Below are 17,275 nucleotides of genomic sequence, written 5' to 3' on the forward strand. Positions count from 1 at the left end.
TCATGAAGACGTGGACGTTCATCAAATACGATGTCAAACAACAACTGCGCGACCGCTCGACCTTGTTTTGGATGTTGCTGTTCCCGATCATCCTCATTTTCGGGCTCGGCACGATGCTGTCTGCCATTTTCAGTAACGACTTCTCACTCCCGGTCACAGACGTCGCTTATGTCGAGCAGTCGACCGACGACTATCGCGTACCGCTCGAGACGTTTCTCGCCGACGATGACATCAAGGCGTTCGTCAACCTTGTCCCGTACGACAGCGTCACCGCTGCCGAACGTGGCGTCAACGACGGCGATGCCGACGTCATCTTGCACCTCGACGGGTCAAACGTGCGTCTCTTGTATGAAGAACCGACGACGATCGAGTTCGATGTGCTCGAGGCGGTCATCCGGCAATATACCGACGTCGCCAATCAACAGATTATGCTCGCCGAGTCAGGCGTCGCCGTCCCGTTCGAACCGGAGACGTTCATCGACAGCGAGAGCGTCGACTTGTCGGGCCGCACCCCGACCTCGCTCGAATACTTCACGGTCACGATTTCGATCATGACCGCCTTGTTCGGCGCTTTCTATATCACGGGCATGCTCAGTGAGGAACAACCGATGAAAGGCAGCTATCTCCGGATCCAGGCCGCTCCGGTCAAGACAATCGACTACCGGCTCGCCCGCACGTTCAGCCGGTACGTGCTCATCTTCCTGCAGCTCGTGCTCGTCTTTTGGTTCAGCCATTTCGTCTACCGAAGCTTCTCGCTCGACTACGTCCACTTCGGACTGTTGTTTCTCGCCTGGGTCGCACTCGCCCTTTACGGCACCGCGTTCGGATTTATAATCGCCAGTTTGCCTCGCGTCACGCGCGGCACGAAAGACGCGATCGTCAACGGTAGCGTCGCCATCATCATGATCCTCTCCGGGGGCTACGTCCCCGGATTCGACCAAGTGACGTTAAGCGTCGCACCGTGGGCGAAGTACGTGTTCATGCCGATCTTTATGCGCGACGGCATCCTCCAAGTGCTGCTCCGAGGCGGGGACGTCACCTTGTTTTGGCAAGGTCTCGGTTGGCTCGCCCTGCACGTCGCCGTCTTCACCGTGATCAGCCTGCTGTTATGGAAAGGAGTGAGCCGCCGTGGTCTTGTTTAGGCATGTCGCCAAACGGATGCTCCGAAGAAAAGGGTTATGGGTGTTCACGTTCGTATCCGTCTTCGGATTCGCCCTCGTCCTGTCGTTCCTCAACTCGACGTCTGCTTTGAACGTCTCGATCGGTATTCTCGACCGTGACGGCGGCTCGTTGTCGGGCCGGGTCATCGAAGAGGCGAGCCGGTTCGGTTCGGTGACACCGCTTGAGACGGACGAGGCCGACGAGGCGCTGCTCGAAGGACAAGATATCGTCTTAACGATCCCGGACGGTTTTACGGAAGACTTGTTCGCCGGCGACATTCCGCGGCTCTCGTTCAGCGCGACCGAAGGGAGTGACGCCGCCTTGATCGAACAGGCGCTCAACTCCCATCTATCCCGCGAGCGGCAACTGCTCGCGGCGAGTGAGTTTGACGAAGGGCGATTCCTCGAGTTGGCGGAAGCGGAGACAATGAACGGTTACACGCTCTCGAGCGAGCCGTTCCAAGAAAGTGTCGGCACGACCGCGCGGACACAGGCGTTCCTCGGGCTGTTGTCGTTCGTCATGATGTCGGCGTTCCTCCAATTCATTCCGCTTTTTGTCGCCGACGACCGGGATGAATTGATCTACTCGCGCTTGTTCGCGGCACCGGTCACGCCGCGCCGCTACGTCGGGTCGCTGTTTTTATCATTTTGCGCCGTCGGGCTCATCTACGTGCTCATGCTGCTCGTCTTTAGCGCCGTCCTCTATCGGCAAGACATCATCGCTCACCTCCCCGTGCTCACGTTGTTGTTCACCGTCTATTTGTTCGTCTGTCTCGCGATCGGTTCACTCATCGCGGTCCTCGCGACGAATCGGGACAAGGCAAACATTTGGCAGACGTCGGTCACGATGGCCGCCGCCATCACCGGGGGCGCCTTTATCAGCTTGACGTGGCTCCCGGAGTCGCTCCAGCTCGTCGGACGCTTCTTGCCGACCTATTGGTTCAATAGCGGGGTCGCCGACATGTATGACGATCGGTTCCCGACGCTGTCTGTCCTCGTCATGGTCGGTATGGCGCTCGTCGTGTTCGCGGCGACCGTCTTCGCGTTGAAAAAACGACCGCTCACGTGACAAGAAACGAAAAAAAATAAGAAGACTGCAGCCTCAGTGGTTTGCAGTCTTCTTATGCTTATGATCTATGCGCTTGATTATTCAGTAACACTCGTTTGTGTCTTCGACGACATTTCACCATTTTCAAATGTGATGAGAATGTTGGCACCCAAATCGCCACGAGCATCATATGTGGCCATCTCCATTTTAAAGCCGTCAGATTCCGACACAGTGACGTCTTGGGGTTCCCCGAGAACTGCGTTCACTTCTTCAAGTGTCATTCCTGCCTCTACTTGTTCAAATTCAGCGAGTCCTGGTTTTGACGTATCCGTTTTTGCTTCCTCAGTTGTCTTCGTGATTTCTTTGTCTACCTCGTTGACAAACAGACCTGTACAAGCGACCATTCCGATTCCAAGAAGTACGAATGCAAGGACGATGCCGATAATAATCTTCAGAATTGTTTTCATAACTGGTAAAACCTCCTATATGCTATATATTCTATAGGAGTATACCATTGATTCAATTGTTATCCTTATATAGATAAATTTTCAGAATATTAATCGTTCGACAGAAAAATATATTTTTGTCGAATTTTATTACTGGAGACCGTTTCTTTAGTAAAGATTTTCCTTTTAGCGTTGTAACGTCGGAACAATCTTTTGGAAGAACACCTCGACGAGCACAGGGTCGAACTGACGACCTGCCTCTTGTTCGATGACGGCGAGCGCCTCGGCGAGCGTCTTCGCTTGGCGGTACGGTCGGCCCGTCATCATGACGTCGAACGTGTCGGCGAGCGCGATGATCCGGGAGGCGAGCGGAATATCAAATCCGCTTATGCCGTTCGGATAACCGTTCCCGTCCCAACGCTCATGGTGCGACAGCACGATCTCTGACAGCGTCCCGTACTCAGGGACAGTGCTCAAAATATTGTAACTCACCTCGGGATGACGTTTGATCTCGCGCCACTCAGCTTCGGTCAAAGCACCCGTTTTGTCGAGAATCTCATTACTGATCGCGACCTTGCCGATATCGTGCAAGATGGCGGCCGTCTTCAGCTCGTTCACGTCACTGCTCGTCAAGTTCATCGCCTCGCCAAGCTGACCGGATAGCTCGGCGACACGCTGCGAGTGCGCCTCTTCGCGCGGGATTTTCTCATACAGCGTCCGCATGATCAATTGAATCGAAGAATGGCGGCGGCTCTGCTTCTCGGACACTTTATGATGGTACATCTGGTCTTCAGCCAAATTGAACACGTCCATGATCGACAGTGCGCCGTCGGTTTTGACCGCTTCTCCAAACGATGCCGAGATCGGCAACCCTTCAATCGATTTTTCAAGAAATAAACGGCTCAATCGATTGGACAACTGCTGCGCGTCAGATAACGACGTATTCGGCAAGATGATCACGAATTCGTCACCGCCGATCCGGGCGACCGTATCGACACCGCTAATTTCACGCTTCAAAATATTCGTCGCTTCGATCAAGAGACGGTCTCCGACCAAGTGGCCGAACGCGTCATTCGTCAGTTTCAGGCCGTTGATGTCGACGACGATGAGGGCGAGCGGGTAATAGCCCGGCTCGTCGAACGTGACGAGCGCCTCGTCGAAGTAGCGGCGGTTTTTCACCCCGGTCAACTGGTCGTGATAACTCAAATACTCGATTTCCATCTCGTACGTCTTCTTCTCGGTCACATCCCCGATGTATCCGTGCCAGAGCACGTGCCCCTCGGCGAGCTTCTCGGGACGGGACGACCCGAGGATCCACTTCGTCCGCCCGTCCGGCGTATACACCCGGAACTCGGCGTCCCAAATCGTCAAGCTACGATATGACTCTTGGATGCTCGCCATCACTTGCGGATAATCGTCCGGATGAATTTTTGAGAAGACGAGATTCGCATCCCGTTTCACCTCGTCCGCCGTGACCCCGGTCAACACTTCAAAGCCACGGCTGAAGAACGGGAAGTAGAACGACCCGTCCGGCCGGAGCTCGAACTGGTAGATGGCGCCAGGGACCTGGTCGGACAACTTTGTCAGCAGACGGTCGCGCTCAGCGAGTTCCTCTTCGAGCTGGACGCGTTCGGTCACGTCCTTGGCAACGGCGTAGATGTAGTTGCCTTGGACTTTGCAATGCCATTCGATCGAGCGGTAATCTCCATCGATCGTCCGGAAGCGGTTGACGAATCGGAACAGTTCACGCGCCGTATCGAGCTCACCAAAGGCCGCTTCGGTCTTCACCTGATCGTCAGGATGGACGAGCCCGATGAAGTCCATGTTCTCGAGTGACTCGATTGGGAAGCCGAGTACACGCTCCCACGCCTTATTCAAATGCAGTACGTCTCGCGTCGTCAATGACATGATGCACTCGAGGTCGACGGTGGCGAACCCTTCAAACATCGATTCTTTCGCCTCACCGACTTGACGGTCGACTTTTGTCATCTGTTCAAGGATATGGACGATGTACAGCTCAACGAGACCGAGACGGTCGGCCCGTTTCTTCCCTTGCATGACGATCGTCAAATCACCGTAAAAAACGCCGTCTTTTTCAATCTTGAACAAGATGACTTGCCCGAGGTCGAAGATGCGTAAAATGTTTTTGACGAGCCGTTTCGGCAACACCCCGTCCATGAGTGGTTCGATCTCGTCCAAGATGATCGGACTAGGCAACTCCAACAGCTCGATGCGTTTCCGGCTCATCGGCCATTTCTTGCCGACCGGGTGGAAGCCGAGGACATCCAAGCTGCGTTCGAGCAGCTCGTCAATCCCAGAAATCGCGACCGTCGAGTACGTTTGTCCATCGTCATTCACCAAGTTGAGCGTCACCGCTTTCGCACCGGTGAAGTCCCGGATCTGGTCGAGGAAATGTTGGTTCATCAACAGTTCCCGGCCCGTGGCGACGAAGCGATGTGACACGTTGACGAGTTGTTTCAAGGCGTTGTTCTCTTGGACGTGCGGAGTGATGTCATGGAACAAGGTCGAGACGTGACTTGGTCGTTCGCTGAAGACGGACAGTTCATACCACGCTTTGTTCCGGCGCGAGAAGTGTTCGAACTTGATCGTCTCGCCGTTGTTCACCGCCCGCGCGACTTGAACGATCCATTCGCGTTCGCTGTATTCGAAGTCTTTCAACTGCTCGGTGATGCGTCCGCCGAGAAACTGTTTGCGCTTCGCCTTCATCATCTTTTCGAACGCTTCGTTCACTTCGACAAACTCATAATCGACCGGCTCCCCGGCACCGTCGAAGATGACTTTGAATTCGACGTAGCCTTGGGGCATATGGCGCAACAAAGATCTGTATTGGGTGCTGTCTCGTTCTGTCACGTCATTTCCTCCTACGCTGTTTTTCTACATTTTAGTTTACCTCATTTTCGATGAATTCCCTATAATTTCCGAATCGATTCCTGCCGATGTGCGCACATTAAGTTTTTGTAAATCCCACCTCACAGGTTGCACGGTTCCCTCCCCGTTGTTAGTATGATTACGAAAACCGATATCGAAAATCGATTTCAAGGAGATGAAGCAAGTGGAAGACCGCGTCCTTCGTAAGCTGTTTCTTGGTTTTATTCATATCCACATCTTACACCATGCGTCCGAACACCCGGTTTATGGGGCGTGGATGGTCGAAGAGCTGCGCGAGCACGGTTACTCGATCAGTGCCGGGACGCTCTATCCGATCTTGCACGGCATGGAACAAGACGGCCTGCTCGCGCGGACGAACGAGTTGGTCGACGGTCACATCCGCAAGAACTATACGACGACCGAAAAAGGGCTCGTCGTCTTGGCCGAAGCCCGTCAAAAAGCGCACGAACTATTCAAAGAGATCAAGGAGTGAAACCAATGGCCAATCAACGTGTGACGTTCAAGACGTTACTGGAGATTTTATTCGTATCGACCCGGCTCGGCTTGACGTCGTTCGGCGGACCGGTCGCCCACCTCGGCTACTTCCATGAGGAATACGTAAGGCGTCGGAAATGGATGGACGAGCGAACGTATGCCGACCTCGTCGCCCTCTGTCAGTTCTTACCTGGCCCTGCGAGCAGTCAAGTCGGGATCGGCATCGGCATCGTCCGTGGCGGTATCCTCGGCGGTATCACCTCGTTCATCGGCTTCACGGCACCATCCGTCATCGCCCTCATCTTGTTCGCCCTTTTAGTCTCAGGACTCGACGTCTCCGACGCGGGCTGGTTATACGGCTTGAAAGTCGTCGCCGTCGCCATCGTCGCCCACGCGATTCTCGGCATGGCCGGCAAGCTGACACCGGACGCAAAGACGCGGACGATCGCCTTCTTCGCGCTCGCCGGTGTGCTCCTTTGGCAGACGACGTATAGCCAAGTGCTCGTCATCGTCTTGGCCGCGCTCGCCGGATTCTTGCTGTTCAAGCCGCAAAACCTCGACGTCAAGTCGGCCTCGTTCCCGCTCTCGAAACGGCTTGGGGCGACGCTGCTCGGTCTGTTCGGTGCCTTACTCGTCATCTTGCCACTCTTGCGCGAGACGATAGAAAGCCAGTCGCTCGCCATGTTCGACAGCTTTTACCGGGCCGGTGCCCTCGTCTTCGGCGGTGGTCACGTCGTCTTGCCGCTCCTCGAGCGCGAGCTCGTCCCGGCCGGATTCTTGAGCGAAGAGGCGTTCCTCGCCGGCTACGGGGCGGCCCAAGCCGTACCGGGTCCGCTGTTCACGTTCGCGTCGTACCTCGGGACCGTCATCAACGGTGTCCCGGGCGGACTGCTCGCGACGTTCGCCATCTTCTTGCCGGCGTTCCTGCTCATCCTCGGGGCGTTGCCGTTTTGGGATGCACTCCGGCGCAACCCGAAAGTGGCCGGTGCGTTGATTGGTGTCAATGCGGCCGTCGTCGGGATTTTGATCGCCGCGTTCTATCAGCCGATCTTCACGAGCACGGTGAACGGCGCCGTCGACTTCGTCTTCGCCGCCCTCTTGTTCGTCATGATCGCCTACTGGAAACTGCCGCCTTGGGCACTCGTCATCGCTGGCGTCATCGGCGGGACGGTGCTCGGGATGATTTAATAAAAAAAGCGACGAACGGATGATACCGTTTGTCGCTTTTTGCGTCTCGTTTTACATCACCGGACCATGACATCGATTTTTTGAAGCATCTCAGGCAATGCCGCCATCGAAATCATCCCGGTCCCTGGCTCGAGTGCGTTCAATGTTCCTGTCGCACTCCCAAGTTTTAACGTCTCTTCGATGGACAATCCTCGCTGTAAACCAACCGCAAGCCCGGCAACCATTGCGTCTCCCGAACCAACTGGGTTGATGGCTTCCACTTCCGGTACTGCGAGCGCATATCTCGTTCGCATGATATGCGCCTCAGCGCCATCCTTTCCTTTCGAGTGTAATACCCAGGGAATTTGGTCTGCGAGCGTTCTAAGCGCCTCGTCTACAGGTGTATGCGGTTCAAGCGCGGCCAACTCGTCCTCGTTTGGTTTGACTAAGAACGGTTTAGAGGCTACACCTTCGCGCAGCGCTTCCCCGCTCGTGTCCAGAATAAGCCGTTTTCCTGACCGTTTGACAAGTTCATTTAGTTGACGGTAGGCCGAGGTAGGGACCCCTTTTGGGAGGCTCCCAGACGCGACGACGAGTGACGCGTCCCCAAGGAGTGTGACGAAATGCTCGAGAAATCCGTGCCACTCTTCCTCACTGACGACCGGACCAGCCTCTAGCACTTCCGTCTGTAATCCGTCATGAAGGAATGCGAGACAAGAGCGCGTGTCGCTCTTGATATGGTAAAAATCATGGCAAATGTTTGAGGCATCGAGCTCTGACTCAATCCATTCCCCGGTTTTCCCGCCTAGGAGTCCGGTTGCGAGAACCGGTTCTTGGAGCTGAGTGATGACACGAGTTACGTTTAAACCTTTTCCACCTGCCGTTTTATGGGCAGTCTCGACTCGGTTCGATCGGGCGAGCTTAAAGCCGTCCAAGTCATAACGAACATCGATCGCCGGATTCAATGTGACGGTTAGAATCATCGGCATGCCCTCAATAGCGACCGTCGCTCATGCACATCCGGATTTTTTCTTCGACGACCGTCTTCATCGCCGCTTTTGCCGGACCGAAATATTTACGCGGATCGCTCTCTTCTTGATTTTCTGTCAACACACTGCGAAGCGTCGCCGCGAACGGCATCTTCAATTCGGTCGCGATGTTCACTTTACAGCACCCACGGCGGATACATTCACGTACCGTATCGAATGGTACACCCGATGCGCCATGAAGCACGAGCGGGATATCGACCACTTCACGAATTTGAGACAACCGTTCCAAATCGAGCTTTGGTTCTGCCTTGTACATGCCGTGGGCCGTCCCAATCGCTACGGCGAGCGAGTCGATGCCCGTACGTTCGACGAACTCCGCAGCCGCATTTGGGTCAGTGTAGAATGAATCTGCCTCATCGACGACAAGGTCGTCTTCTTGGCCCCCAAGCCGACCGAGTTCCGCTTCGACAGTCGCATCATATTGGTGGGCCATCTCCACGACTTTCCGGACCGTCTCAATATTTTCATCGAACGCATGGTGTGATGCATCGATCATGACTGATTTTGTACCGAGGTCGAGTGATGCTTTGATGTCTTCGATTGTTTCGTGATGGTCGAGATGCAACGCGATCGGGATATCATACCGGCGTGCCGCCGTATCCGCAATCGCTTGGATATAATCACGACCCGCATATGTGAACGTACCCGGTGTCGCCGCCAAGATTACTGGTGAGCGAAGTTCTGCCGCTGTGTCAACAACGACTTGAGCCGTCTCTAAATTATGGATGTTGAAGGCCGGTACAGCATAGCCGTGTTTCTGCGCATCGAGCAACATCTCTTTCGTATTCATCACACCTGTTTTTGTCATTTCCATGTCTAGTCACCTCATCCGATTATTTGCTATCGACGTAACAGCCAGCTTCCCACTTCTCCAAAAACTCATCAAAAATCTCGTCGCCTTCAAGCCCTCGACTTTCCGAGGCGAGCGCATCAATTGCTTCGATCGTACGCTTCGACTCTTTCGTCTCGATGTAAGGTGTCTCTAAGAAGACGTCCACAATATTTTCCATAAGACCGAGACCCGTGATGCGTCCCCCGATTCCTAGGACATTGGCATCCAGTTGCTCACGCGCCATCTTCGCCGTCGTCACGTCTCGTACAAGCGGAGCCCGGACTCCTTTCACTTTGTTGGCAGACGTCGTAATTCCAACGCCCGTACCACAGATGACGATTCCGCGCTCGACTTCACCCGTCACCACTTTTTCCGCGACGCGACGTCCGTAGATCGGGTAATGAGTGCGCTCAGAATCGTACGTGCCGCAGTCAACGACTTCATGACCGAGACCTTTTAAGTAGTCCACCATCGTATCTTTAATATCTGTGACGATATGGTCACAACCGATTGCGATTTTCATGATTACAGTTCCTCCTTAAGCCAATTTATTTAGCATATCTACACGGATTTGATGACGACCGCCCGAGTATTCCGCATGCAGGAATGCGCTTACAATTTCTTTCGCGAGCACGTCTCCGATAATCCCCGTCCCCATAGCGATCAATGTTGAATTGTTGTGGTCTCTTGTCATTTTCGACGAATGTTCATCTGAAACTTGTGCGCAGACAATCCCCGACTGTTTGGCTGCCACCATGTAAGATAAAGATCCGAATTCATCTAGCAGAATACCGCGATCTGCTTCCTGTTCACGGACTGCCTGCGCTGCCTGTGTCACTGCTTCGACAAGATCATCTTGCGAATAATCGACGACTTCATGGCCGAGTTCTTCAATCACTTGGATAACCAGCTGCTTTCGCGCTTCACTTTTGCGGTCTGATGTTAGAGCTATTTTCATGAACGATACCTTCTTTCTTTTTGTTCTTTTTTGTTCGTTATTTACACCTTTATAATATCACACATAAGATAAAATACAATCATTTACGAACATTATTTGTTTGTTTTTTATCAAAAAAAGACTAAGTTCGTTCACATCGCTGTGAAACCACTTAGTCTTTGAATAGATACGCTCGCACTATCGAACGCTCACCTGTTCATTCACGCCCACAATCACTTCGGTATAGGCAGAATAGTGATGCAGCGTCGGTTCGTTTATGTTCTCATCTGTGATCAGGCCGTCCACCCGGTCGAGACGATAGAAATCAAACAAGTCGACCCGACCTACTTTACTTGAGTCACAAAGAATATACTTCATCTGTGCATTATCGAGGATGATCTTTTGGCATGCGCCCTCTTCCTCATTCGCCGTCGTGATGCGGTCATTGTGAACTCCGTTCGTTCCGACAAAAGCCAATGATACGTTAATTCGCAACATGATGTCATTCGTGAAACTGCCGACGAATGCGCCCGTCCGTTCGCGGTAGCGGCCACCAATCAGCATCAGTTCAAAACGGCTATCATTTTTAAAGCGTTCAAACACTTGATAGGAGTTCGTGAAAATTCGCGCGTTCACGTCAATGTAATCATAAATCAACTCATTCGTCGTCCCAGGTCCGATGTAGACCGTCGCATTCTCCTTAATGAGTTCGGCCGCTTTCCTGGCGATGCTCCGCTTCTCTTCAGAGCGTAACTGCTTCTTTTCGATATGCGACAATTCTTCGTAAGAAGGGATACGTTCCATATTGAGCGATTTGGCGCCCCCATGAATTCGCTCGAGTCGACCGAGCTCTTCTAACGTCTGCAAATCTCGACGCGCCGTCATCGGCGTGACGCCGAGCAAGTCCGTCACTTCTGTCGTCTTGACGACACCTCGCGTTTCAATGAGTTCCATAATCCGCTCCCAGCGCTGTTCTTTTAGCATTTTGACACTCCCCCCGCTTCTTTCTATCAGTATACTCAACTTCCTGCCTCCTTGACTATCATTTTGGAACAGAAACAAACAAAAGCCAGTTCGAAGAGAACCGGCTTTTTGTTCATTTCACTTCTTCAGGACGGGGCAATTGGCGACGGCTAGCCACTTCACGCATCCAACGTGCACTTTTCTTCGGATACCGCTTTTGTGTTTCAAAATCGACATAGAAAAGGCCGTAGCGTTTATTGAACCCGTTCGTCCAAGACAAGACGTCCATGAGCGACCATAGGAAATAGCCTTTTACGTCCACACCGGCTTCGATTGCGTCTAAAATCGCATCCAAATGTTGAGCGATATAGTCAATACGTGGCGTGTCATCAATCTCGCCATCCACAAAATCGTCTTTGTATCCCATTCCGTTCTCGGTTACGTACACTTTATTATATGTTGGGTATTCACGATCAATTCGTTTCAACATGTCCGTCAAACCTTGGGGATAAATCGGCCAATCCCAATCGGTCGTCGGGACGGCTGGATTCGCGACACGCTTACCGATGCCTTTCAAACCGAAGACGCTCGTCCCTTTCTCACCAGTCCCGTTATGGTGAATCCCGCTCTCACCTTCATGATGAGCGATGAAGTGGCTCGCGTAATAGTTCACCCCAAGGAAATCGTTCAGACGACTCGCGCGTTGAAGTAGTTCAATATCCCCTAGTTCGATCTCAAGCGTTTGATCCTGCACGCCCATCAACTGATTGATGGTTCGAAGCGTTGCTTCGCTATATCCACCTTTGAAACAGGCGTCTAGCATAAACGCGTTCGCAAGTGTATCCTCGATACGCGCCGCCTCCATATCTTCCGAGCTATTTGTAATCGGGTATTTCGATTCGAGAATGTGGATGATGCCGACTTCACCGTCTAATGCTTTTGCTTTATACGTCTCGACGACCCGCGCATGCGCGACCATCATGTGGTGCATCGCTTGAATCGCTTTCGCGACGTCGTACTTAATGTTTGGTGGGAAGTGCCCAATGATATATTGTCCGGCGACAACCGACCACGGTTCGTTAATAGACACCCATTTCTTCACCCGGTCGCCGAAGCGATCAAAGCAAACCTCAGCGAAACGAACGAAGTGATCGATGTTGTCCCGATTCAGCCAATCCCCATCTTTGAAGAGCGGGAGCGGTGTATCGAAATGATGGAGTGTCACGAACGGTTCGACACCGTTGGCGATACATTCATCAATCAAGCGATCATAAAAAGCAAGACCCTCTTCACTCACTTCTCCTTTACCATCCGGAATGACTCGGCTCCAGGCAATCGAGATGCGGATCCCGTTCACTCCATATTCGCTCGACAATTTTAAATCGACCGGATATTGATGATAGAAGTCACTTGCCACATCGCCGTTAAATCGACTTTCCGGACGATGAAGAAATTCGTCCCAATAGCACGGACCACGTCCGCCTTCATTCACCGCTCCTTCAGCTTGATACGCGGCTGTCGCTGCTCCAAAAATAAACTGTTCAGGAAATTGTCTCATCATCAAGTCACCTCATTCAAAGATTTGTCAAACAGACAAAGGGCTGTCTTATGGCAGCCCCTTGTCAATCAGTTCATGTGTTTCATTGCAAACGCGAGCGCGCCTTTCGGATCTCGACAAAGCGAGACGTATTCTGCTCCCGACGTCGAGACGGCTGTTGTTTCACTCGACTCGGAATCTTTTTCAAGTTCACCTAACATCGATGCCATCTGCGGTGCGAGGATAATCAAATCGAACTCGGAAATCATACCTTTATGTTGTCCATACGCCATGGCAGTCGACTCTAAGTTGACACCATCCTCTTTCGCGCCTTTCGCGATCGCGTTGGCGAGCATACCGCTCGTTGCACCGTTCGCACATAACACGAGGACGTTCAGTTGTTTGTTTGGATCGATCGGTTTCACCACAAGCGTTTCTGTTGCTGTCGTTGCAATTTCTGCTTCGTCCGTTACTGGATTCGTCTCACCTTTGAGTACAGCGAGACGTTCTTCCTCGACGAGCTGCTTATCGTACACTTTGAAGAACGGATAGTAAATCAACAAATCGATAATGATGAGCGTCGGGGCGAGCACGAACGCAAGGGGTGCAAATCCGGTACCGAGGATAAGACCAATTGGGCCTGGCGTCGTCCAAGGTAAGTTGTAGATAAATCCGTTCATGCCGCCGATATCAATGAACGCCTTTAATAGCCAAACGTTAACAATCGGGGCCGCGATGAACGGAATGAAGAAGACCGGGTTCAAGACGATTGGCGCCCCGAAGAGAATCGGTTCGTTGATTCCGAACATGACCGGGATAGAAGAAGCACGGCCAACCGACTTCAATTGTTTCGACTTCGCCATAAAGGCCATCATGAGCGTGATAACGAGCGTCGCGCCCGTACCACCGAGCGTTGCAATAAAGTACTGTGAACCTTGCGAGAGGACGTTCGTCGCGTGTTCTCCAGCTTGGAACAGTTGCAAGTTTTCTTCCACGTTCGTGATGTAAATCGCGGACACAGCGGGCTCGACGATGGATGGGCCGTGAATCCCGACGAACCAGAAGAATGCCATCGCTCCAAAAATCAAGGCCAATCCCGGATAACCATCCGCTGCCGAGAAAATCGGTTGGAACACATCGATGATCCAGGCGCTAAATCCTTCTGATGTCACACTGCGGAAGACCATATCGAACACCCAGAAGAAGACGATCGATGTCGCAAGCGGAATCAAATCGGCAAACGTCTGAGCGATATTTCCTGGTACTTCTTTTGGCATTTTAATGGTAATATTGCGTTTGACGCAGAACTTATAAATATTTGGAACGATGAACGCGACGACAAACGCAGTCAGAAGGCCTTTCGTCCCAGTAAACGCGTTCGAGAGACCACCTTCGATTTGGTCGACGCCAATCAAAGCGAAACCAATGATGGAAACGACCATCGTCGACGTCGAGTTGATTTGTCGCGTCTTCGGCAATTGGCCGTTGAACGTCTCAGTCAGCGACTTGGCAATCGTGGCCGCCATGAGGAGACCAACGAGTCCCATCGAGTAGCCGTACGCTTTCATCAAGCGATTGACCCATTCCTCACTTAAGTAAACATCAAAAATGTTAGGTACGAATGCGATCAACAAGAAGATACTCGAGAATAAAATGACAGGAATCAAGCTGATGAAGCCATCACGGATGGCGCGGAGATACGGGTTGTTCGAAATCTTCTCGAACACCGGTTTCATTTTCTCAATACGTGCGATTAAGCCGTTCATGATTTTCCTCCTAACGGATAAGTAATGGGGAAGGGCATTGCTGGCCTTCTATTTAGATTCAGTTCGTACGGCGGTACAACTCAATCATGTGCTGCATCATGTCACGCAACAACATCGTCGTCATCAAATGGTCCTGGCCATGCACCATGATGAAGCCGAACTCTGCGCTTTCACCACGGGCCTCGGCTTGAATCATGCTCGTCTGCGTAGCATGGGCGTGAGAGATCGCCTCGTCCGCTTGTTTGATTGACACTTCCGCTTCTGCGTAATCGCCGTTTTTAGCAGCTTCGAGCGCTTTCATCAAGTGGGATCGGGCGTCACCAGCATAGGCGACAATCTCTAAACCTACGAGTGCTGATTCATCTTTCGTCATACGAAACATCTCCTTAATTGTTTGTTTTTTTTCTTTATTCATTATCCACACCCATATAGTAGCACCGTAACGAAACTTTGTAAACGTTTTCAGATAAAATTATTATTTATTTTTATCTTTTTTGTTTTATTTTGTTCCATTGTTAACTACTCTCTCCCTTTCTCGTCTCATATCCTCTATTCTCCTAGTGCATCAAGCCCTTTTGTTAATCATTTGAAACTTTTTCAAGTCCAGCGCTCGCTATACTGGAGTATGGGTCTCTTTACAAAAGAGGGAAACGTCCGCTTGGATTTGAGAAAGGAAGTGGGGTCATGCAGCCCTTACACCATAAAACAACGTATATGCCAGGTCTCGACGGTCTGCGCACGTTCGCCGTTTTTGCAGTCATACTCTTTCATTTGAACGCACCATACATACCCGGCGGCTTTCTCGGCGTCGACTTATTCTTCGTCCTGTCCGGTTATTTGATCACCGGCATCTTGCTTCGCGAGCAAGCAAACCACGGACGGATCAATTTGAAGCGGTTCTATATCGCCCGGTTCCGGCGCCTGTTGCCGGCGCTCGTGTTCATGCTCTCGGTCGTCATGGCGTACGTCACGTTGTTCGAGCGCGGACTGCTCGATACGGTACGCCAAGACACGCTCGCCGCGCTCGCCTACGTGAACAACTGGTGGTATATCTTCCATGACGTCTCGTACTTCGAGAGTTTCGGCAAACCGTCACCGCTCCAAAATCTGTGGTCGCTCTCGATCGAGGAGCAGTTCTACCTGTTCTGGCCGTTGCTGTTGATCTTTGGGCTGACCGTGAAGAAGCGCTTCCTCCAGCTCACCGGTATCGTCTTACTCGCTTCATGCGTTTGGATGGCGATCAGTTTCACACCCGGGACCGATCCGAGCCGCGTCTATTACGGCACCGACACGCGCCTGTTCGCGCTCCTTATCGGGGCACTGCTCGCGTTCGGTTGGCGACCGGATGCGTTCAAGCGCGACATGCCAGCACTCGGTCTTCGTATTTTGAACGTCGGTGGTGCCGGAGCGCTCATAACGCTCGTCACGGTCATGATGACAGCGAACGCTTATGATGCGTTCCTGTATTATGGAGGTTTCTTGCTCGTCGCCGTGGCGTCAGGTGTGTTGATTGCTGCGACGGCCCATCCGTCGACGCTCTGGTCTCGTCTGTTTGGAAGCGCTTGGCTTCGATTGATCGGGACACGGACGTACGGCATCTACTTATGGCACTATCCGGTCATCATCTTGACGACCCCGCTTGAGCGGATCGGCTCGTTCGATCCCCTTCTCGCGCTCGGTCAAGTCGGGCTCACGCTACTCATCGCTGAAGCGTCTTACCGCTACGTCGAGACACCGATTCGTCGCGACGGGTTCCGCGATGTCATCCGCAACCTGATCCCGACTCGCAACATCAAACCGGCTCGACTGTTCGCGATCACAATCGCGACGGCCTTGTCATTCGTCCTCGTCGGGAATTTGACGATCCTCGCGTTCACGGATAACTCGGACCGGCAACACGAGCTCCCGGTCGTCAAAGCACCGAAGCCGAAGCCAAAAGAAGCGACGACCGTACGGCCGGTCGAGTCGTGTCCGCCCGCCCTTGCCATCGGCGACTCGGTCTTGCTCGGCTTGAACGAGTATCTCGGTACCGCATTCCCGAACATGACGATCGACGCCGAAGTCGGCCGCCAAGTCCGTGACGCGCAAGACGTCGCGGCAAGATATCGCGACTATGATGCCCCCGGCCACGTCGTCTTCCTCCATCTCGGGACGAACGGGGCTTTCAAGATGGAACAGCTCGACACGTTGATTGGTATGTTTGAATCGGCCGATCACGTGTACGTCATCAATACGCATGTCCCGCGCCCGTGGGAACGCGAAGTGAACGAAAAGCTCAAGCGCGCGAGCGAGCTGCACGACTTCGTCACGCTCATTGACTGGCATGAAGCGTCCGACGGTAAAGGCGACTACTTCGAGAGCGACGGCGTCCATTTGAACATCGACGGCGCCGAGGCGTTCGGGAAGTTGTTGTCTGAAGAAATCGGCTGTCACGACGAACAAGGACTTAGCAACCGCTAAGTCCTTGTTTTCATGGGCGCCACTTCCAGCGCATATAGTTGATCAACAGCTTGATATAGGCGAGCTGTTCGCGGATGACATACTTCGCTTTCGCCGCGGTCGGCGTCGGGGCATAGAGAGCGTCCGTCTCGAGACCGAAGTAGAGCCGCCCGACGAGCCGGGCCCGGCGCACATGGAAGTCGTTCGTCACGACCGTCAGTCCCGTCTCGCCTGCCCACACATCGCGGTTGAATAAAAAGTTCTCATACGTCGACGTCGAGTCGGCTTCGACGTGAATGCGTTCCGGGTCGATGCCGCGGTCGATTAATTCCCGGGCAATGACGCGCCCCTCGGCCATCCCTTCGTCCGGACCTTGCCCGCCGGAGGCGACTAGGATGACGTGCGGATGTTGATGCGCGTATGCAGCTGCCACGTCGATTCGGTTTCGGAGCGCCCGTGACGGTGCCGTCCCGTTCACTTTCGCCCCTAAGATGAGGACGTACCGGTACGTACCGTCTGCTGTCTGTCGAGTCATAATCCATCACCC

General features: G+C 52.9%; 16 protein-coding genes. 5 read left to right on the forward strand and 11 right to left on the reverse strand.

Annotation, left to right across the window (positions count from 1 at the left end; translation table 11 throughout):
- The first annotated feature begins 2 nt into the window (after nucleotides 1–2).
- Together EVJ20_RS07350 and EVJ20_RS07355 are read left to right on the forward strand one after the other, a co-directional pair.
- Complete coding sequence (locus EVJ20_RS07350; RefSeq protein ID WP_236636250.1) at nucleotides 3–1,142, forward strand: ABC transporter permease; 1,140 nt, start codon at nucleotides 3–5, stop codon at nucleotides 1,140–1,142.
- Complete coding sequence (locus tag EVJ20_RS07355) at nucleotides 1,129–2,229, forward strand: ABC transporter permease (protein ID WP_131507589.1); 1,101 nt, start codon at nucleotides 1,129–1,131, stop codon at nucleotides 2,227–2,229. The genes EVJ20_RS07350 and EVJ20_RS07355 overlap by 14 nt, the downstream gene beginning before the upstream one ends.
- Nucleotides 2,230–2,306: 77 nt before the next feature.
- Here the strand turns inward: EVJ20_RS07355 and EVJ20_RS07360 are convergent, their stop codons facing one another.
- Nucleotides 2,307–2,675: a DUF3862 domain-containing protein gene (locus EVJ20_RS07360; protein ID WP_131507591.1), complete on the reverse strand. Its 369-nt coding sequence runs from the start codon at nucleotides 2,673–2,675 to the stop codon at nucleotides 2,307–2,309.
- A 165-nt stretch (nucleotides 2,676–2,840) separates the two neighbouring features.
- Nucleotides 2,841–5,525, reverse strand: a complete 2,685-nt coding sequence (locus EVJ20_RS07365; protein WP_236636266.1) for an HD domain-containing phosphohydrolase — start codon at nucleotides 5,523–5,525, stop codon at nucleotides 2,841–2,843.
- Nucleotides 5,526–5,727: 202 nt separating this feature from the next.
- Between EVJ20_RS07365 and EVJ20_RS07370 the strand changes: the two genes are divergently transcribed.
- Nucleotides 5,728–6,036, forward strand: a complete 309-nt coding sequence (locus tag EVJ20_RS07370; protein WP_131507593.1) for a PadR family transcriptional regulator — start codon at nucleotides 5,728–5,730, stop codon at nucleotides 6,034–6,036.
- A 5-nt stretch (nucleotides 6,037–6,041) separates the two neighbouring features.
- Nucleotides 6,042–7,226 (forward strand): chromate efflux transporter, encoded by a 1,185-nt coding sequence (gene chrA / locus EVJ20_RS07375; RefSeq protein WP_131507595.1) that lies wholly within the window; start codon nucleotides 6,042–6,044, stop codon nucleotides 7,224–7,226.
- A 56-nt stretch (nucleotides 7,227–7,282) separates the two neighbouring features.
- Here the strand turns inward: chrA and EVJ20_RS07380 are convergent, their stop codons facing one another.
- The 8 genes from EVJ20_RS07380 to EVJ20_RS07415 form a co-directional block, all read right to left on the reverse strand.
- Nucleotides 7,283–8,188: a 1-phosphofructokinase family hexose kinase gene (locus EVJ20_RS07380; RefSeq protein WP_161568094.1), complete on the reverse strand. Its 906-nt coding sequence runs from the start codon at nucleotides 8,186–8,188 to the stop codon at nucleotides 7,283–7,285.
- 10 nt (nucleotides 8,189–8,198) lie between these two features.
- The gene (locus EVJ20_RS07385; protein ID WP_131507599.1) at nucleotides 8,199–9,068 is read right to left on the reverse strand and encodes a tagatose bisphosphate family class II aldolase; all 870 of its coding nucleotides are present in this window, start codon (nucleotides 9,066–9,068) and stop codon (nucleotides 8,199–8,201) included.
- A 19-nt stretch (nucleotides 9,069–9,087) separates the two neighbouring features.
- On the reverse strand, nucleotides 9,088–9,609 hold the full coding sequence (gene lacB / locus EVJ20_RS07390) for a galactose-6-phosphate isomerase subunit LacB (protein ID WP_131507601.1): 522 nt from the start codon (nucleotides 9,607–9,609) through the stop codon (nucleotides 9,088–9,090).
- A gap of 15 nt (nucleotides 9,610–9,624) precedes the next feature.
- Nucleotides 9,625–10,044: an RpiB/LacA/LacB family sugar-phosphate isomerase gene (locus tag EVJ20_RS07395; RefSeq protein WP_131507603.1), complete on the reverse strand. Its 420-nt coding sequence runs from the start codon at nucleotides 10,042–10,044 to the stop codon at nucleotides 9,625–9,627.
- A 177-nt stretch (nucleotides 10,045–10,221) separates the two neighbouring features.
- On the reverse strand, nucleotides 10,222–11,007 hold the full coding sequence (locus EVJ20_RS07400; protein WP_131507605.1) for a DeoR/GlpR family DNA-binding transcription regulator: 786 nt from the start codon (nucleotides 11,005–11,007) through the stop codon (nucleotides 10,222–10,224).
- A 112-nt stretch (nucleotides 11,008–11,119) separates the two neighbouring features.
- Nucleotides 11,120–12,547, reverse strand: a complete 1,428-nt coding sequence (gene lacG / locus EVJ20_RS07405) for a 6-phospho-beta-galactosidase (protein ID WP_236636269.1) — start codon at nucleotides 12,545–12,547, stop codon at nucleotides 11,120–11,122.
- A 65-nt stretch (nucleotides 12,548–12,612) separates the two neighbouring features.
- Nucleotides 12,613–14,289, reverse strand: coding sequence for a PTS transporter subunit EIIC (locus EVJ20_RS07410; protein WP_131507607.1), 1,677 nt, complete (start codon nucleotides 14,287–14,289; stop codon nucleotides 12,613–12,615).
- A gap of 58 nt (nucleotides 14,290–14,347) precedes the next feature.
- On the reverse strand, nucleotides 14,348–14,662 hold the full coding sequence (locus EVJ20_RS07415; protein WP_131507610.1) for a PTS lactose/cellobiose transporter subunit IIA: 315 nt from the start codon (nucleotides 14,660–14,662) through the stop codon (nucleotides 14,348–14,350).
- 311 nt (nucleotides 14,663–14,973) lie between these two features.
- Between EVJ20_RS07415 and EVJ20_RS07420 the strand changes: the two genes are divergently transcribed.
- Nucleotides 14,974–16,749 carry an acyltransferase family protein gene (locus tag EVJ20_RS07420; protein WP_131507612.1) on the forward strand — a complete coding sequence of 592 codons (1,776 nt, stop codon included), beginning with the start codon at nucleotides 14,974–14,976 and terminating at the stop codon, nucleotides 16,747–16,749.
- Nucleotides 16,750–16,759: 10 nt separating this feature from the next.
- Here the strand turns inward: EVJ20_RS07420 and EVJ20_RS07425 are convergent, their stop codons facing one another.
- Nucleotides 16,760–17,263: a YdcF family protein gene (locus EVJ20_RS07425; protein WP_131507614.1), complete on the reverse strand. Its 504-nt coding sequence runs from the start codon at nucleotides 17,261–17,263 to the stop codon at nucleotides 16,760–16,762.
- Nucleotides 17,264–17,275: the final 12 nt, after the last annotated feature.

The organism is Exiguobacterium sp. SH0S1 (assembly GCF_004337165.1).
Lineage (GTDB): Bacteria > Bacillota > Bacilli > Exiguobacteriales > Exiguobacteriaceae > Exiguobacterium > Exiguobacterium aurantiacum_A.

Bases quoted from the DNA above. Each gene is read 5' to 3' on its own strand.
- EVJ20_RS07350 (WP_236636250.1), top strand. From the start codon at position 3: ATGAAGACGTGGACGTTCATCAAATACGATGTCAAACAACAACTGCGC.
- EVJ20_RS07360 (WP_131507591.1), bottom strand. From the start codon at position 2,675: ATGAAAACAATTCTGAAGATTATTATCGGCATCGTCCTTGCATTCGTA.
- chrA (WP_131507595.1), top strand. From the start codon at position 6,042: ATGGCCAATCAACGTGTGACGTTCAAGACGTTACTGGAGATTTTATTC.
- EVJ20_RS07380 (WP_161568094.1), bottom strand. From the start codon at position 8,188: ATGATTCTAACCGTCACATTGAATCCGGCGATCGATGTTCGTTATGAC.
- EVJ20_RS07385 (WP_131507599.1), bottom strand. From the start codon at position 9,068: ATGGAAATGACAAAAACAGGTGTGATGAATACGAAAGAGATGTTGCTC.
- lacB (WP_131507601.1), bottom strand. From the start codon at position 9,609: ATGAAAATCGCAATCGGTTGTGACCATATCGTCACAGATATTAAAGAT.
- EVJ20_RS07395 (WP_131507603.1), bottom strand. From the start codon at position 10,044: ATGAAAATAGCTCTAACATCAGACCGCAAAAGTGAAGCGCGAAAGCAG.
- EVJ20_RS07400 (WP_131507605.1), bottom strand. From the start codon at position 11,007: ATGCTAAAAGAACAGCGCTGGGAGCGGATTATGGAACTCATTGAAACG.
- lacG (WP_236636269.1), bottom strand. From the start codon at position 12,547: ATGATGAGACAATTTCCTGAACAGTTTATTTTTGGAGCAGCGACAGCC.
- EVJ20_RS07410 (WP_131507607.1), bottom strand. From the start codon at position 14,289: ATGAACGGCTTAATCGCACGTATTGAGAAAATGAAACCGGTGTTCGAG.
- EVJ20_RS07415 (WP_131507610.1), bottom strand. From the start codon at position 14,662: ATGACGAAAGATGAATCAGCACTCGTAGGTTTAGAGATTGTCGCCTAT.
- EVJ20_RS07420 (WP_131507612.1), top strand. From the start codon at position 14,974: ATGCAGCCCTTACACCATAAAACAACGTATATGCCAGGTCTCGACGGT.
- EVJ20_RS07425 (WP_131507614.1), bottom strand. From the start codon at position 17,263: ATGACTCGACAGACAGCAGACGGTACGTACCGGTACGTCCTCATCTTA.